The organism is Candidatus Leptofilum sp. (genome assembly GCF_965223285.1).
Classification (GTDB): Bacteria; Chloroflexota; Anaerolineae; order Promineifilales; family Promineifilaceae; genus Leptofilum.
This window is the reverse complement of sequence record NZ_OZ244997.1, coordinates 1,193,040-1,208,161: the sequence shown is the minus strand read 5'-3', so window position 1 is coordinate 1,208,161 and position 15,122 is coordinate 1,193,040. Positions and strand designations below refer to the sequence as shown.

At 53.5% G+C, this 15,122-nt stretch carries 12 protein-coding genes and 1 pseudogene; 10 read left to right on the top strand and 3 right to left on the bottom strand.

The window, feature by feature from the left end:
- Positions 1–3: 3 nt before the first annotated feature.
- From argC to ACOQPU_RS05705, 6 genes and pseudogenes are all read left to right on the top strand, one after another.
- Complete coding sequence (gene argC, locus ACOQPU_RS05730) at positions 4–1,011, top strand: N-acetyl-gamma-glutamyl-phosphate reductase (protein ID WP_420644164.1); 1,008 nt, start codon at positions 4–6, stop codon at positions 1,009–1,011.
- 53 nt (positions 1,012–1,064) lie between these two features.
- Positions 1,065–1,811, top strand: a complete 747-nt coding sequence (gene argB, locus ACOQPU_RS05725; protein WP_420644163.1) for an acetylglutamate kinase — start codon at positions 1,065–1,067, stop codon at positions 1,809–1,811.
- Positions 1,812–1,894: 83 nt separating this feature from the next.
- Positions 1,895–3,121 (top strand): acetylornithine transaminase, encoded by a 1,227-nt coding sequence (locus tag ACOQPU_RS05720; RefSeq protein WP_420644162.1) that lies wholly within the window; start codon positions 1,895–1,897, stop codon positions 3,119–3,121.
- Complete coding sequence (locus tag ACOQPU_RS05715; protein WP_420644161.1) at positions 3,118–3,546, top strand: GNAT family acetyltransferase; 429 nt, start codon at positions 3,118–3,120, stop codon at positions 3,544–3,546. The genes ACOQPU_RS05720 and ACOQPU_RS05715 overlap by 4 nt, the downstream gene beginning before the upstream one ends.
- A 75-nt stretch (positions 3,547–3,621) precedes the next feature.
- Positions 3,622–3,960 (top strand): annotated as a pseudogene (locus ACOQPU_RS05710) (GNAT family N-acetyltransferase); the annotation flags it as partial.
- Positions 3,961–4,152: 192 nt separating this feature from the next.
- The gene (locus ACOQPU_RS05705; protein WP_420645811.1) at positions 4,153–5,418 is read left to right on the top strand and encodes an argininosuccinate synthase; all 1,266 of its coding nucleotides are present in this window, start codon (positions 4,153–4,155) and stop codon (positions 5,416–5,418) included.
- Positions 5,419–5,454: 36 nt separating this feature from the next.
- Here the strand turns inward: ACOQPU_RS05705 and ACOQPU_RS05700 are convergent, their stop codons facing one another.
- On the bottom strand, positions 5,455–6,144 hold the full coding sequence (locus ACOQPU_RS05700) for a hypothetical protein (RefSeq protein ID WP_420644160.1): 690 nt from the start codon (positions 6,142–6,144) through the stop codon (positions 5,455–5,457).
- Between the two features lie 51 nt (positions 6,145–6,195).
- Positions 6,196–7,428: a bifunctional glutamate N-acetyltransferase/amino-acid acetyltransferase ArgJ gene (gene argJ, locus ACOQPU_RS05695; RefSeq protein WP_420644159.1), complete on the bottom strand. Its 1,233-nt coding sequence runs from the start codon at positions 7,426–7,428 to the stop codon at positions 6,196–6,198.
- Between the two features lie 194 nt (positions 7,429–7,622).
- Between argJ and ACOQPU_RS05690 the strand changes: the two genes are divergently transcribed.
- Positions 7,623–8,186 carry a GNAT family N-acetyltransferase gene (locus ACOQPU_RS05690; RefSeq protein WP_420644158.1) on the top strand — a complete coding sequence of 188 codons (564 nt, stop codon included), beginning with the start codon at positions 7,623–7,625 and terminating at the stop codon, positions 8,184–8,186.
- 71 nt (positions 8,187–8,257) lie between these two features.
- Here the strand turns inward: ACOQPU_RS05690 and ACOQPU_RS05685 are convergent, their stop codons facing one another.
- Positions 8,258–9,547, bottom strand: a complete 1,290-nt coding sequence (locus tag ACOQPU_RS05685) for a spondin domain-containing protein (RefSeq protein WP_420644157.1) — start codon at positions 9,545–9,547, stop codon at positions 8,258–8,260.
- 281 nt (positions 9,548–9,828) lie between these two features.
- Between ACOQPU_RS05685 and ACOQPU_RS05680 the strand changes: the two genes are divergently transcribed.
- The 3 genes from ACOQPU_RS05680 to ACOQPU_RS05670 all read left to right on the top strand — a co-directional run bounded on the left by ACOQPU_RS05680 (position 9,829) and on the right by ACOQPU_RS05670 (position 15,075).
- Positions 9,829–12,414: a clostripain-related cysteine peptidase gene (locus ACOQPU_RS05680; RefSeq protein ID WP_420644156.1), complete on the top strand. Its 2,586-nt coding sequence runs from the start codon at positions 9,829–9,831 to the stop codon at positions 12,412–12,414.
- A 479-nt stretch (positions 12,415–12,893) separates the two neighbouring features.
- A complete protein-coding gene (locus ACOQPU_RS05675; protein ID WP_420642832.1) occupies positions 12,894–13,877 on the top strand; it encodes an IS110 family transposase in 984 nt (327 codons plus the stop codon).
- A 103-nt stretch (positions 13,878–13,980) separates the two neighbouring features.
- Complete coding sequence (locus ACOQPU_RS05670) at positions 13,981–15,075, top strand: alanine dehydrogenase (protein ID WP_420644155.1); 1,095 nt, start codon at positions 13,981–13,983, stop codon at positions 15,073–15,075.
- The last annotated feature ends 47 nt before the right edge of the window (positions 15,076–15,122 follow it).

Genomic DNA, 15,122 nt, shown 5'->3' with positions numbered 1-15,122 from the left:
AGCATGATTAAAGCAGGGGTTTTTGGGGCGACGGGGTACACCGGCTATGAATTGGTGAAGGTTTTGCAGCGGCATCCGCAGGTGGAAATTACCTTTGCCACTTCACAATCGTTTGCCGGGCAAACGTTGGCTGCGGTGTATCCGCAAGCACCGCAGCTGCCGCTGATTTTGGGGGAGGAGGCACCGTTAGACGGGGTGGACGTGGTTTTTTTGTGTTTACCCCATGCGGCAGCGGCGGAAACGGCCGTACGCGCTCTCAAAGCTGGCGTCACCGTCATTGACCTCAGTGCCGACTTCCGCCTAAAAGGTGCGGACACCTACGCCGCCTGGTACGACAAAGTCCATCCCGCCCCCCACCTGCTGGCCGACGCCGTCTACGGCCTCACCGAATTTGCCCGTGACCAACTGCGGGGGGCCAAGCTGGTGGCCACGCCCGGCTGCTATCCCACGAGCATTTTATTGCCGCTACGGCCGTTGCTCACCTCCCCTCTCCCCATCACCGACCCCATCATCGCCGACGCCAAATCCGGCACCTCTGGCGCGGGGCGCACGCCTAAGGCAGGCACCCATTTTATTCAAGTACACAACAATTTTGCGCCGTACAAAATCGGCCGTAGCCACCGCCATCTACCCGAAATTGAGCAGGTGATGGGTTGGTTCTGCCCTGAAGCGCCAACGCTCATCTTTTCGCCACACTTGCTGCCGGTGGAACGGGGGATTTTGTCCACAATTTATGTCAACTTTTCAGAGGCGGTGGCCTTGGATGAGGTACGCCCGTATTTCACCAAACTGTACGCCAACGAGCCATTTGTCTGTCTGCTGCCAGAAGGAGAATTGGCCACGCTCGCCCATGTTGCCCACAGCAACAAATGCGTCATCGGACTCACAATGGCTGGCAATACGTTGGTCATCACCTCTGCGATTGACAATTTGGTGAAGGGCGCGGCCGGGCAGGCGGTGCAAAATATGAATGCGGTATTTGGGATCGAGGAAACGGCGGGGCTAATTTAATTACCCAATTACCTAATTACAAAACGTAATTGGGTAATTGCGTGAGGGTTAACATGCAAGTATTAAAAATTGGCGGTAACGAACTGGATGATCCCGGATTTTTGGCGGGACTGGCGAATTATGTGGCTGGCACATCTATGCCCCATGTCATCGTGCACGGCGGAGGGCGGGCGATTGTGGCCTTGCAGCAAAAAGTGGGACTGCACTCAACAAAAGTTGACGGCCTGCGCGTCACCGACCGGGAAATGATCAACGTCGTCCAGATGGCGTTGAGCGGCCAAACCAACAAGCAAATTGTGTCTGCGCTGCTGGCGGCGGGCGTGGATGCGATTGGGCTGAGTGGGGTGGACGGCGGCCTTTTGCGCTGCCTGAAGAAGCAGCATCCTACAGCCGATCTGGGCTACGTCGGTGAAATCAGTCAGGTACGCACCGAACTGCTGCAGCAGCTCACCAATCTCGGCCTGACGGTGGTGCTCTCGCCGCTCTCGCTCGGCTTCGATGGCTACACTTATAACGTCAACGCGGATGATGCTGCCAGCGCGGTGGCTTCTGCTTTGCAGGCACAGCAGCTAACATTTGTCTCCAACGTGCCAGGGGTACTGCAGGACGGCCGTATCCTCTCCCAACTATCTCCGCAAGAGACCGAAACGCTCATCAGCGACGGCATCATCACCGATGGCATGGTGCCAAAGGTTCGTGCCGCCCTGGCAACTATTTCCCAAGGCGTGCAGCAAACTCAAATTGTCAACCTTGCCGGACTGGTAAACAATAGCGGCACAATTTTCACTTATAAAGAGTAAAAAGTGGTTAGCGGTTAGTGGCTGGTACGAGCAACCAGCCACTAACCACCAGCCACTAGCTACCCATTTTCAGGAGTAGATGGATGGACAAACAAGCAATTATTCAAGCTGAAGCCAACTACGTTTTGCACACATACAACCGCCCGGAGATTGTCTTTACGCACGGCCAAGGGATGTTCTTATTCGACAGCGACGGCAACAAATACCTTGATTTCACCTCCGGCATTGCTGTGACGGCGTTGGGTCACAGTGATCCAGATTGGGGTACGGCCGTCTCCCAACAAGCCAGCCAGCTTACCCACGTCAGCAACCTGTTCCACACAACTCCCCAGGCCCAACTCGCCCAAAAACTGGTGGAAAATTCTTTCGCCGACAAAGTGTTCTTCTGCAACTCCGGCACCGAAGCCAACGAGGCCGCCCTCAAATTCGCCCGCAAAGTCTCCAATCTCCAATCCTTCAGCTCGGCTCAGGACAAGTCTCCAATCTCCAAAACCAACATCATCGCCTTCAGCGGCGGCTTCCACGGCCGTACGATGGGTTCTCTCTCCGCCACCTACAAAGCGCAGTACCGCGAGCCGTTCGCCCCACTGGTTCCCGGCCTTACCTTCCTGCCCTTCAACGACCTGCCCGCCGCCCAAGCCGCCATCGACGACAACACCTGCGCCGTCATTGTGGAGCCAATTCAAGGAGAAGGCGGCGTTAATCCTGCCACGGTCGAATTTTTGCAAGGACTCCGCGCCGCCTGTGACGCCCACGACGCCTTGCTCATCTTCGACGAGGTACAGTGCGGTCTGGGGCGCACAGGCACATTGTGGGCATATCAGCAGTTTGGCGTCAGGCCAGACATCATGACACTAGCCAAGCCGCTGGCAGGTGGCCTCCCCATCGGCGCAACGTTGGTCACCCAAGCTGTGGCTAATTGCATTCAGCCGGGCGATCACGGCAGCACGTTTGCAGCTGGGCCGCTGGTGTGTACCGCTGCCAATGTCGTGTTCGACAAAGTAAGCCAATCAGATTTTTTGCAAACCGTTCAAGAAAATGGCGCATATCTCAAACACAGATTAGAGACGCTGGAATTAGAAGCGGTTTTGGAGGTGCGCGGGCAAGGTCTGTTGGTGGGCATCACCATCAACCAGCCTGCTGCACCGATCATGACTGCCGCGCGGGATAAAGGAGTACTCATCCTCACCGCTGGGGAAGATGTACTGCGCCTGGCTCCGGCTCTGATTGTGAACCGTGATGAGATTGATACGGCCGTATCCACCATCGCCGCCTGCCTGGAAGAAACGTTCAACAAGGAGAAATCATGACACAACCACAAATCCGCCCTTTTGCCCTGACCGATAGCGAGGTCGTGATTGAAATTTGGAAAGCGTGTGGCCTCGTCGTCCCCTGGAACGACCCGCATAAAGATATTGCCCGCAAGATGAAAGTGAATCCTGAACTGTTTTTGGTGGCGATAGTAGACGGCCGTGTCGTTGGTACTGTCATGGGAGGGTACGAAGGGCATCGTGGCTGGATTAACTATTTGGCCGTCGCCCCAAATTATCAAGGGCGGGGTATTGGCCGCGCGCTCATGGATGAGATTGAAGCGAAGCTACTGGCGCTCGGCTGCCCCAAAATCAATCTTCAGGTCCGTAGCAGCAATCGAGCAGTTATCCAATTTTATGGCCACATCGGCTACCACATCGACGACGTGATCAGCCTCGGCAAACGCCTCATCCCAGATGAATAAAAATTAGCCACAGAGGACACAGAGAATTCAGAGGTTTTTTCTCTTTCCCCTCTGTGTTCTCTGTGGCAAAAAAATATGAACATACGCTTCGCCCACCCCCAAGACGTTCCCCACATCCTCGCCCTGCTCAACGAGCACGTGCGGCGCGGCGATGTGCTGCCGCGCACCGCAAAATCGATCCGCGACACGCTGCCAGACTGGCTGGTGGGCATCGACGCCGAAGATGAACTCGTCGCCTGCGTCTCTTTGCTCTACTACAGTGACATTCTGGCCGAGGTACGCTCGTTGGCCGTCGCCGATAGGGTGAAAGGGGAAGGCTGGGGCAGTAGCATCGTGAAAGCGATTATTGCCCAAGCCGAACATCGGCAGGTGCCAACCCTGTTTGCCCTCACTCGTGCTGTGCCTTTCTTCCAAAAGATGGGCTTTGGCATCAGTAGCAAAGAGCTGTTCCCAGAAAAAGTGTGGCGCGACTGCCATGTTTGCCCGCTGCTAACGAATTGTGATGAAACGGCCGTTGTCCTCCACCTCACCCCGCAGCCTATCGAACCACAAGCTCAGCCAATTATCGAATTACCAATTATTCAAATCCAAGAAGGAGTAAGAAAAATGTCAAAACCAAAAATCAACAAAGCTGTCCTCGCCTACTCAGGTGGCCTCGACACCTCCGTCATCGTTCCCTGGCTGCGCGAAAATTACGGCTGCGAAGTCATCTGCTTCTGCGCCAACATCGGTCAGGGAGACGAGGAGCTAAAAGGGCTAGAAGAAAAAGCCCTCGCCAGCGGCGCCAGCAAAGTGTACGTGGAAGATTTACGCCACGAATTTGCCAAAGATTTCCTCTTCCCCATGCTGCAATCCGGGGCCGTATACGAGCGGCAATATTTGCTCGGCACCTCCATCGCCCGCCCCCTCATCGCCAAATGGCAGGTGGCCATCGCCGAAGCCGAAGGGGCCGATGCCGTTTCCCACGGAGCCACCGGCAAGGGCAACGACCAGGTGCGCTTCGAGCTAACCTACAAGGCACTCAACCCCACGCTTAAAGTAATCGCCCCCTGGCGCGAGTGGAACATCCGCTCCCGCGAAGATGCGCTAGCCTACGCCAAAAAGCACAACGTCCCCGTCGTCCACACAGAAAAATCAATCTACAGCCGGGACAGCAACTTGTGGCATCTGTCACACGAGGGCGGCATTCTGGAAGACCCGCGTAACGAGCCAGAAGAAAGCATGTACCAGTGGACAACCTCTCCAGAAAATGCCCCCGATGAGCCAGAAATCGTCACCGTGCATTTTGAAGAGGGCATTCCTGTTTCGGTAAACGATGTGCAGTTACCGCCTGCTGCCCTCATTGAAAAGCTTAACGATTTAGGTGCCAAGCACGGCATTGGGCGGATTGATTTGGTAGAAAATCGACTGGTGGGTATGAAATCCCACGGCGTCTACGAAACCCCCGGCGGCACCATTCTGTACGCCGCCCACCGGGAGCTAGAATCGCTTTGCCTGGATCGGGACACCAGCCACTTCAAGGAGGAGCTGGCCGTGAAATATGCGGAACTGGTCTACTTTGGCAAATGGTTCCACTCGCTGCGGGAATCTATGCAGGCGTTCATCGGCGACACGCAAAAAACGGTGACGGGTTGGGTGAAGTTCAAGCTGTACAAGGGGAATGCCATCGTCATCGGGCGGCATAGCGACAACAGCCTCTACCGAGAAGATTTTGCCACCTTCGGCAAGGAAGACGTGTACGACCAAAAAGATGCGGTGGGCTTCATCAATCTATTTGGCCTGCAAATGAAGGTGCAGGCAATGATGGACGTGAGCAACGGCGGCAAAACCCGCTACGCTGCGCCGGACTATTCCAAATTTAAGCGTGATTAGGTGGGGAGATTGGAGACTGGAGATTGGAGATTTTCTTCAATCTCCAGTTTCAATTGACCAAGTTTCACGGGGGCGTTCCTCTCGAAGAATTTCTAACAACTTCGGAACTCTTCCATGACGATTTGCGTAATCAACAAGTTCTTGAGCCTTTCTGTCCCTGGTCTCACCAGGCAAATTCTCGTAATCTGTCGATAGCTTTTTTACAAGAGTGTGCAGCTCATCAATTTTATATACATCGCTAATTTTCTCGCCTAATGCGACTATCTGGGGACTTGTCAATTTTGGGGGATTATTTTCTGGCTGTTTGGTAAAGGCCGTTTCTATCTTAGTCCAGTCAATCGCTGCACCATCAAAAATCAAACAGGCCAATAGTTCATGATCACCTTCAATGGCTTTCATTCCCTTTGAAGTGAGGAAAATCCATTTTGGAAATATTGAATCCAAATGACCGTATTTCCACCTATCATCAGAAAGTGCTTCTTTATCCACACCATCTGGATGTGGGGTTGTTATAGAGATATTCCCCTCTACTAAGTGATAATGTAGCAATGGAGCTCCGCCTGCATTGCCTAGAACCCCCCAATTGCGCTGCATGTCCTGATAAACCGAAAAAGTATATGCACAATTTACTGGCAAAAGCCCACCCTGACTGTTGGAATATTGTGCATTTCTATAAATGTGATACAAGAATTCTCTACGCTTGCGTTGTTCGTCAATTATTTTCATAGGAAGGTCAAGAGGTTATCATTTAAGCACAAATTATATCATCTACAGTTTTCATGTGCGGTAGTCGGTGTTGATACTGACGTATTCATGGCTGAGGTCGGTGGTCCAGACAACGGCCGTTCCCCCACCCCCACTTCCTAAATCTAGTAAAATCTTAAACTCAGGCTCCGCAAAAACGGCCGCTGCATCCATTTCCTGGTATTCGGTGGGCGTGCCGTTGGCGACGAGCTGAAGCTCGTCCGGCTGCTGGACGCCAATCCAGAGATTGATTTTGGTCTGGTCAAAGGCGACCCCCGCCCGACCAGCGGCCATCAGCAGACGACCCCAGTTAGCATCGCTACCTGCAAAAGCGGTTTTCACCAGTGGCGAGGTGGCAACGGTGTTGGCAATCTGGTGGGCATCGGCTTCGCTTTGCGCACCTGCCACCTGAATTTCCACAAATTTAGTCGCGCCCTCGCCGTCACGGACGATCATGTGGGCTAACTGAGTGCAAAGCTGGTTGAGGGCTGTGCCAAATTGGGCGATGCTTTCGGGATCAGTAACGGCCGTTCCGCTCACCCCATTCGCCAACAGCAAAATTGTATCATTGGTGCTGGTATCCCCATCGATGGAGATGCGGTTGAAGCTGCGGTTAACGGCCATCCGCAACAGGCCATCCAGCAAATCCGGGGCAACGGCCGCATCGGTGGTCAGCACGCTTAACATCGTGGCCATGTTCGGATGAATCATGCCAGACCCTTTAGCCATGCCGCCAATCGTTACTGGGCCACCGGGCAGCTCAACCTGAACTGCCAAATGTTTGGGATGGGTATCTGTGGTCATGATTGCTTCGGCAGCGAGACGGCCGTTTTCCCGCGAAAGCCCCTTCGCCCCCGCCACAATCCCTGCTTCTAGCTTGCCCATCGGCAGCTGCACGCCAATGACGCCGGTGGAAAGCACCAACACCTGGTTTGGCTGGCAGTCAAGCGCGTTGGCGGCAATTTTCTGCGTGGCGCGGGCATTGGCCAAGCCGGGTTCGCCCGTGCAGGCATTGGCATTTTTGGAATTGATGACGACAGCGTGCAGGCGGCTGCTGTTTTGCGCCAGCGTTTCCCGATCCACAATGACCGGCGCGGCGACCACCTGATTTTTGGTAAACATGGCGGCACAACTGCAATCAGATTCCGAAACCACCAATGCTAAATCGAGCTGGTTTTCTTTTTTGAGTCCGGCGGCGTGGGCAACGGCCGTAAATCCCAACGGCGTGGTAACAGTGCCATCCACGATCATTTTAATTTCTTCCACAAGGTTCTCCTTTAACAGCAAAAGCGGAACACAGGGATACACAGAGAAAAGACAGAGTTCCGCAGAGAAAACGTGCAAAATTTTCAAGCTACCTCAAAAATCTCTATATTCTCTGTGGCTTTTTTAGCGAAGCTAATTGTAGGCAAACTGTTTTTTCTGCGCTATCTTTGCGGCAAATCATCTTGGAGGCCATTTTGAATGCTTTGGCAGCAACGTTCCCCCAACTTGAAACTGAGCGACTCGTTTTGCGCGAGTTTCGGCTGGATGAGGCCGATAGGGCCGCGCTGTTCCGCATCTTCTCAGACGGTCGCGTGACGCGCTTCTACAATCTAAAAACCTTCACCGAGCCGGATGAAGCGCAACGGCTGCTGACAAAGCGGCACGATCGGTTTTGGCAAGGGCGAGGCGTGCGCTGGGCCATCGTGCCTAGAGGCCAAGATGAACTCATAGGTAGCTGTGGCTTTAATGAGCTGAATTACAAAAAGAAGGTGGGAGAGCTAGGGTATGAGCTGGCACGGCCGTATTGGCAGCGTGGCATCATGACCGAAGCTGTAAGTGCCATCATTAGCTATGGGCTAGCCCATTTGCCGATGGAACGCATCGAGGCGTGGGTGATGCCGCAAAATCGGGCGTCGGCTAACTTGTTGCTGAAGTTGGGCTTTCAATCGGAGGGGGTATTAGAGCGGAAAGGGTACTGGGACGGCCGTTTTCACGACCTGGAGCTATTCTCATTACTTGCAGAACAGTGGAATCTTTAATTTGCCACAGAGCACACAGAGAGATAAGAGAATGTATCTCTAAAATCTCTGTGCCCTCTGTGGCTAAAAATTTAGTTCACAGGGGTGATGGTGATTTGTAGCTGGTTGTACGGATTGTTGAACGTGGCATCCTCAACCGCGTGAATCACACCATTTTCATCGGCACCCGTGTTCGGGCCAGCCTGACGGGGTGCCTGATTGGGGCCAAAGCCAGGTTCTTCGTTAACCTCAGTGCCAGCATCATACAACGTAGCATAGCCCGTTATGTGCCCATGTATGGCACGGCCACGTGCATTGAACAACGGCAAGTTGCTTACGCTAAAGAACCAATCATTGGATTGCACAAACATGGTTGCCAGGGAGATATGGTCGCCAGGAACGGCCGTAATCTCAAACTGGTAGCTGCCGTCCGGGGCAAAAATGGGGCCTGGGTCCGTGCCACCAACGGGGATGGCCGCTGCGCCTTTGTTAGCTTCCACCAACTCATCTACCAAGGCCACCGGGCTGCCATCTTCAGCTAATGTTTCCAGGCCAGCCGAAGCGGCCGTTCCTGCCGTGAAGAGTGCATTTGCTTCTTGGTGAACTGTCCAGGCAACAGGAGCCAGTGGGGTGTTCACACCAGTTTGAGCAGCCAGCCAGGCACCTAGTTTGGATGGATCGCCATCTTCAGCTAATTCTTCCAAACCATTCTGCAAGGCAGCGCGACGGAAGCGGAACAGCGGGGATGGGTCGCTATGCACCACACCAACGCCGGGAGCCAGCGGGGTGGCAACATCGCTATTGCCAGAAATGTTGTGAATGGTTACGTGGAACTGCCCATCGCCATTGTAGGCCAGCTCAACTTGAACCAGTTCATTCACGGCAGGAACTTCATTGCTGCGTACCAGACGAACGCGCTTGATTCGGTCTGAAGCACCTGTATCTGGGCCAGCCTGACGTGGTGCTTGATCGGGGCCTTCACCAACGGGCTGATCAACTTCTGTGCCCGCATCCCAGAGGTAGATATAGTCAGTTACATCGCCCGTGTAGGGGTTGCCATCGGCATCGTACAGCGGAATACCAGCCAACCCTGGGCCAAAGAACCAGTCATTGGATTGTACGAACATGGTGGCAAAAGTGAGGTTGTCACCTGGGTTGGCGTAGAAGGTCCAGTCGTACGCCTCGCCGGGGAAGGCCGGCCCCGGTTCGGCTGCACCAACGGGGGTGTTGAACACACCAGAATCAATAAAGCGGAAATCGGCCGTATTGTTGACGGTAACAACAAAACGCTGTGCGCTATCATGAGCGCTGGCAACGCCAAGCCCAATAAACAAGGCCAAAATTCCAAACAGGACAGATAAAGACATGCTTTTCTTGAACATTGTTTAACTCCTTGTAGGTTCGGTATATTTTTTCAACTGGCAAGGAGTGTAGGCGGAAACAATTACACACTTCTTAAATTTGCTAACGAGGGCGTTACGGCCGTCTTACCCAAATCTTGCCTAAAAATTACGCACAGCTTACAGACGGCCGTTTCGTAAGCCACCTTACTGTGACGGAATCCGGCAGTTGGGTTCCAAATAGTTGACAGTTTGCCAGATGACCCTATGATCGGCTCGGCAAACTCAGAATATTAGTAGCTTTACTGGATGAGGAAGAATTTATGAAACGCGATGATTTATTTGGAAGAGAAGAACAGCCTGCTTTCGCAGGCATAGTGAATAGAACAGGCAACCAGCTAGATTTAGGACAGCCCCTATTTGCCAAAGATAGCAAACCGCGCGTAACTGTTAAGCGGCGTCGCCGCACCAACAAGGATGGCCAACGTGACCGTGCTGAAGCCCCCCGCAGACGGCCGTCTGGCAGTAGCAGCCCCAGGCCAAGCAGCGGCGGCAGTGGCAGCAGCGGTGGCGGCACTTACAAACCGCGCCCCTCTGGTGGCGGTCTTCCCTTGCCCGGCGGTGGGGGTGGCAGAATGTCTTGCCTTGGCATTGGAATTATTGGCATTATCATTCTCTTTTTTGTGTTCAGTGGCGGCGGCGGTTTATTCGGCGGCGGGGGCAATGGTGGTGGCAGCAGCAGTGGCGATTCTGTCGTCTTTACTGATCCTGAAACAGATAGCAGCAGCAATCTTCCGCCAGCGAACAACGACCCACTACCCACCCTCTCATCTACTGGCGCATCAGACCAAACCTGGACCATCATGCTGTACCAGGATGCCGACGACAAAATTCTGGAGCAAGACATCTTCCTGGACCTCAACGAAGCCGAGCGCGTTGGCTCCAGCGACAATGTGCAAATCGTGGCCCAGCTTGATCGTTTCAACGGCGGTTTCGCCGGGGACGGCAACTGGACGAGTGCCCGCCGCTACTACATTACCCGCGACAACGATTTACAAGCCATCAACTCTGATCTAATCGAAGATTTGGGTGAGGTCAACATGGCCGATCCACAAACGTTGGTTGATTTTGTAGTTTGGGCTGCGGAAAATTACCCAGCCGACAAATACGTTCTCATCATGTCTGATCACGGCATTGGCTGGCCCGGCGGCTGGTCGGACCCAGCTCCCAGCGTACCTGCCGACCGCAGCTTGCCCATTACGGCCGCTCTCGGTAACGACCTCTACCTGATGGAAATTGACCAGGCGTTGACCGAAATCCGCACCCAAACCAATATTGACCAGTTTGAACTCATCGGCATGGATGCTTGCTTGATGGGTGGCATCGAGATTTTCTCTGCGCTGGCTCCTCACGCCCGCTACGCCGTCGCCTCCCAAGAAGTAGAACCCGCGCTTGGCTGGGCCTATGCTGGCTTTTTAGAGGAGCTGGCAATTAATCCCGGCATCAACGGAGGCGAGCTTGGTCGCTTCATTGTGGATAGCTACATCCGTGAGGACCAGCGCATTTTGGACCCACAGGCGCGACAAGGGCTGCTGGGTGGTGGCAATCCGCTGGGTGGCTTGTTTGGGCTATTTGGCGGCCCTAGCAACGTCTCGCCGCAGCAGCTCGTCCAGCAAATGGAGCAAAATATCACGCTCACCGTTGCCGATCTCTCCCAAATCCCCACCTTGGTGGATAGCATCAACAACCTTAGCTTGGCACTCTCTAACGACAACCAGCAGCTCATTGCCCAAAACCGCAGTCGCGCCCAATCGTACACCAGCGTTTTTGGCAGCAACGTACCGCCGTCTTATATTGATTTGGGACACTTTGCCCAGCTCATAGCGCAAAACAGCCGGAATGGTGAGGTGGATCAGGCGGTCAATGATGTACTGTCCGCTATTCAGCAAGTAGTGATTGCCGAAAAGCATGGCCCGAACAAACCTGGCTCCACAGGCGTTTCCATCTATTTCCCGAATTCGCAGCTGTACGGCAACCCCATTACCGGGCCGCAATCGTATACGGCCGTTGCCGACACCTTCACCAACGCCAGCTTATGGGATGACTTCTTGGCCTACCATTACACAGGCGAACCATTTAATGCCGGTGACGTTGGTGCAGCCATTCCGACCGCAGGCGCGCTAGTCCGTGGCCCTGGTGCTGGCAACATTACCATCGAACCCATCGCCGCCAGCAGCAGCGAAGCCGCTCCCGACGCACCCGTCCTGCTCAGCACCGAAATCTCAGGCGAGAATATTGGCTATGTCAAGCTGCTGGTTGGCTTTCTGGATACGGCCGCAAACTCGCTACTGGTCATCGACTCTGACTACCTGGAAAGTGCCGATACGCAAGAGGTTGGTGGGTTGTTTTACCCCGTTTGGCCGGATGAACCATTCATCCTGGAGTTTGAGTGGGAACCCGTCGTATATGCCGTCAGCGACGGCACAAACTCTGTAGTCACACTCTTCCAACCGCAAACGTACGGTGAATCATTTGAAGATGCGGTTTACGCTGTCGATGGCATTTACACCTATGCCGATGGTGAGCAGCGCGTAGCCCGGCTGCTGTTTCGGGATGGCGTCTTGCAGCAAGTTTACGGCTTTAACAACGAGGATGGCACTGGGGGCCCCCGTGAAATTATCCCGCAGGTAGGCGATCAGTTTACGGTGGTGCAACGCTGGCTCGATTTGGACAGCAGCGGCAGCGTGACTGGCTCTGAAACGCAAGAAGCGGGCACGCTCACCTTTAGCGATTCCACGCTCATCTGGGTAGATTTGGATGCAGCGGCGGGTCAGTACGTGGTTGGCTTCATCGTAGAAGATTTTGATGGAAACCAATTCCCAGCCTACACGCAAATCACCGTCCACTAATGGTATGACTTGTAGCAGAGGACTGGTAGTCCTAAATATTATTGTCGTTAGGCAATATACCACTAGGACTGCCAGTCCTAAATACAATGTACGCCGTCGCTAATGACAATGAACAGGGTCAATGGTGACGTTTGTTACTACGGCCGTTTCTCCCCAAACTCTATACTCATCCCGCATAATCAAAAATCTATCAAAAAGCCACAGAGGAACAAGAGAAATTTGAGAAATGAACCTTCGCCTTTAAACCCTCTGTGAACTTGTATGATTGAAAATGAGAGATAATCAGCGTATACAGATTACTTCTCAAGCAGCAGGGTGATGTTCATTTGTGACCAAAGTCATCAAACTCGGCACAGAGATTAACGCCCCTGCTGCATACTCTATCAAGAGGACGAACGGTATCTAAAGCCACTTTCAGGGTTGAGCTTGAATTCGCAAGAAGGTTCGCTGGATAGAGTTAACCCTCAAGGATGGAACCGATGTTAACGATGAGCCTTGGTATCGATATTTCTAAAGATAAGCTAGATGTCGCTCTCTATCAAACAGGTCGCTACAAAACAGGCAGCTTCAGCAACGACAAAGACGGCTGGCGACGGTTGGCTAAATGGCTCAAGAAGCAAAAGGCCAAAGGGGTTCATGTCTGCCTTGAAGCCACGGGTCGATACGGTGAAGGGGTAGCGATGTACTTAGACAAATGTGGCTATGCTGTGAGTGTGGTCAACCCAGCTCGCATCAAAGCCTATGGCCAGAGCCAGCTTCAACGCAATAAAACAGACCAGCAAGATGCCAAGGTGATTGCCCATTTCTGTGCCACCCAAAACCCAAGCCTATGGGCACCGCCATCGCCAGAGGTGCAGGAGCTGCAAGCCCTGTCTCGTCGTTTGGAAACGTTGAAAGCTGACCGAACCCGAGAACTGAATCGGCAACAATCTGGTCTCACCTCTGAGACCGTTCTGACCAACATTGCTGCCCATATTGCTTTTCTTAACGACCAGATTGCTGAGATTGAACAGCAAATGCGTGACCTAATTGACCAAGACCCTGACCTTGGCCAACAACATGAGTTGTTGACGTCGATTCCTGGTATTGGTGACATCACCGCTGCCAATTTCATGGCCGAAGTCCCTGATGTAACCCGGTTTGAGTCCGCTGGACAGTTGGCAGCCTATGCCGGGCTATCGCCACGCAAACACCACTCAGGCTCATCCATTCATCGACCCGGCCGTTTGGTTAAGATAGGCAATCGTCGTTTTCGCGCTGTGATGTATATGCCTGCCTTGTCAGCGATGCGTCACAATCCAATTGTCCAGGCACTCGTCGCTAGGTTGACCGCCAAGGGCAAGAGCCGCATGACGATTGTGGGGGCAGCGATGCGAAAACTGGTTCATTTGGCTTTTGGTGTTTTGAAGCATCGACGGCCGTTTGACCCTAATTATCTTGTTAATCTGCAGGGTACCACTTGATTTTTATCACGGTATCTCTGTGGCTAATATACGGACAAGTATTTATTCCAAACCTGAGAGCATAAATACTGTCAGGTAATCCACTATTTTCAAGGAGTATCACATGGATTTTGGCGTTCCTCGAGAAGTCCGTGATTTGGAATCTCGCGTAGGGCTGTCGCCTGCTGGGGTCTCTACCCTGGCGGCGGCTGGTCACAACGTGTATATAGAAACTGGCGCGGGCAAAAGTGCAGGCTTCTCCGATGAAAATTACCGGGATGCAGGTGGTCACATCGTTTACTCTGCCCAAGAAGCATACGGCCGTGCCGACGTGGTGGCCAAAGTGACGCGCCCCACCGCAGCCGAACATGCCTTGTTCCGACCAGGACAGACAATATTTTCATTCCTCCACCTGCCTGTTTCTTCCCCAGATTTACTGGAAGCGTTAACCGAACGACAAATTACGGCCGTTTCCTACGAACTAATTCAGGAGGAAGACGAGACCCGCCCTGTGTTGCTGCCTGCCAGCATCATCGCCGGGCAAATGGCACCCATCGTGGCCGGGCGCCTGCTGCGCAGTGATTATCACGGACGCGGTATTTTGCTTAGTGGCTTACCCGGTGTTCCGGCGGCTGTGATTGTAATCGTCGGCGCAGGCACACTTGGCTGCAACGCCACGCGTGCCTTTGCCGGGCTTGGGGCGGAGATTACCGTGCTGGATAAAGACCCACGCAAACTGCAAAAACTATACGACAAGCAGTACGGCCGTGTCACAACCATGTTTGCCAACGAGCTCAACCTCAAGCGCGCCACGCGCTTTGCCGATGTACTCATTGGGGCCGCTTCCCAAAGTGGCCAGCGCGCACCGGTATTAGTGAGCCGCGAGATGGTGAAACAAATGCGGCGTGGCTCGGTCATTATCGACTACGCTATTGATGAAGGGGGCTGCGTAGCCACCAGCCGCCCAACCACTTTACGCAACACAACTTACGAAGCAGAGGGAATCATTCACCATTGCGTACCAAACATCACGGCGGCATACGGCCGCACCACCAGCTATGCCATCACCAATGCTGCCCTCCCCTACCTACTGGCCGTGGGCACCGGGGATGTACAGGCAGCAAGTGAGCAAATACCAGCCTTAAAACAGGGAGTCACTTTGGTAAACGGCCGTTTGGTTCACCCCAAAGTTGCCCAAGCATTAGGACAATCAATCTAACATTGATTCAACTTGCCAGGTTGAACCAATGTCACAATGATCGAGAT

Bases quoted from the DNA above. Each gene is read 5' to 3' on its own strand.
- argB (WP_420644163.1), top strand. From the start codon at position 1,065: ATGCAAGTATTAAAAATTGGCGGTAACGAACTGGATGATCCCGGATTT.
- ACOQPU_RS05705 (WP_420645811.1), top strand. From the start codon at position 4,153: ATGTCAAAACCAAAAATCAACAAAGCTGTCCTCGCCTACTCAGGTGGC.
- ACOQPU_RS05720 (WP_420644162.1), top strand. From the start codon at position 1,895: ATGGACAAACAAGCAATTATTCAAGCTGAAGCCAACTACGTTTTGCAC.
- ACOQPU_RS05670 (WP_420644155.1), top strand. From the start codon at position 13,981: ATGGATTTTGGCGTTCCTCGAGAAGTCCGTGATTTGGAATCTCGCGTA.
- ACOQPU_RS05675 (WP_420642832.1), top strand. From the start codon at position 12,894: ATGTTAACGATGAGCCTTGGTATCGATATTTCTAAAGATAAGCTAGAT.
- ACOQPU_RS05685 (WP_420644157.1), bottom strand. From the start codon at position 9,547: ATGTTCAAGAAAAGCATGTCTTTATCTGTCCTGTTTGGAATTTTGGCC.
- ACOQPU_RS05680 (WP_420644156.1), top strand. From the start codon at position 9,829: ATGAAACGCGATGATTTATTTGGAAGAGAAGAACAGCCTGCTTTCGCA.
- ACOQPU_RS05700 (WP_420644160.1), bottom strand. From the start codon at position 6,144: ATGAAAATAATTGACGAACAACGCAAGCGTAGAGAATTCTTGTATCAC.
- ACOQPU_RS05715 (WP_420644161.1), top strand. From the start codon at position 3,118: ATGACACAACCACAAATCCGCCCTTTTGCCCTGACCGATAGCGAGGTC.
- argC (WP_420644164.1), top strand. From the start codon at position 4: ATGATTAAAGCAGGGGTTTTTGGGGCGACGGGGTACACCGGCTATGAA.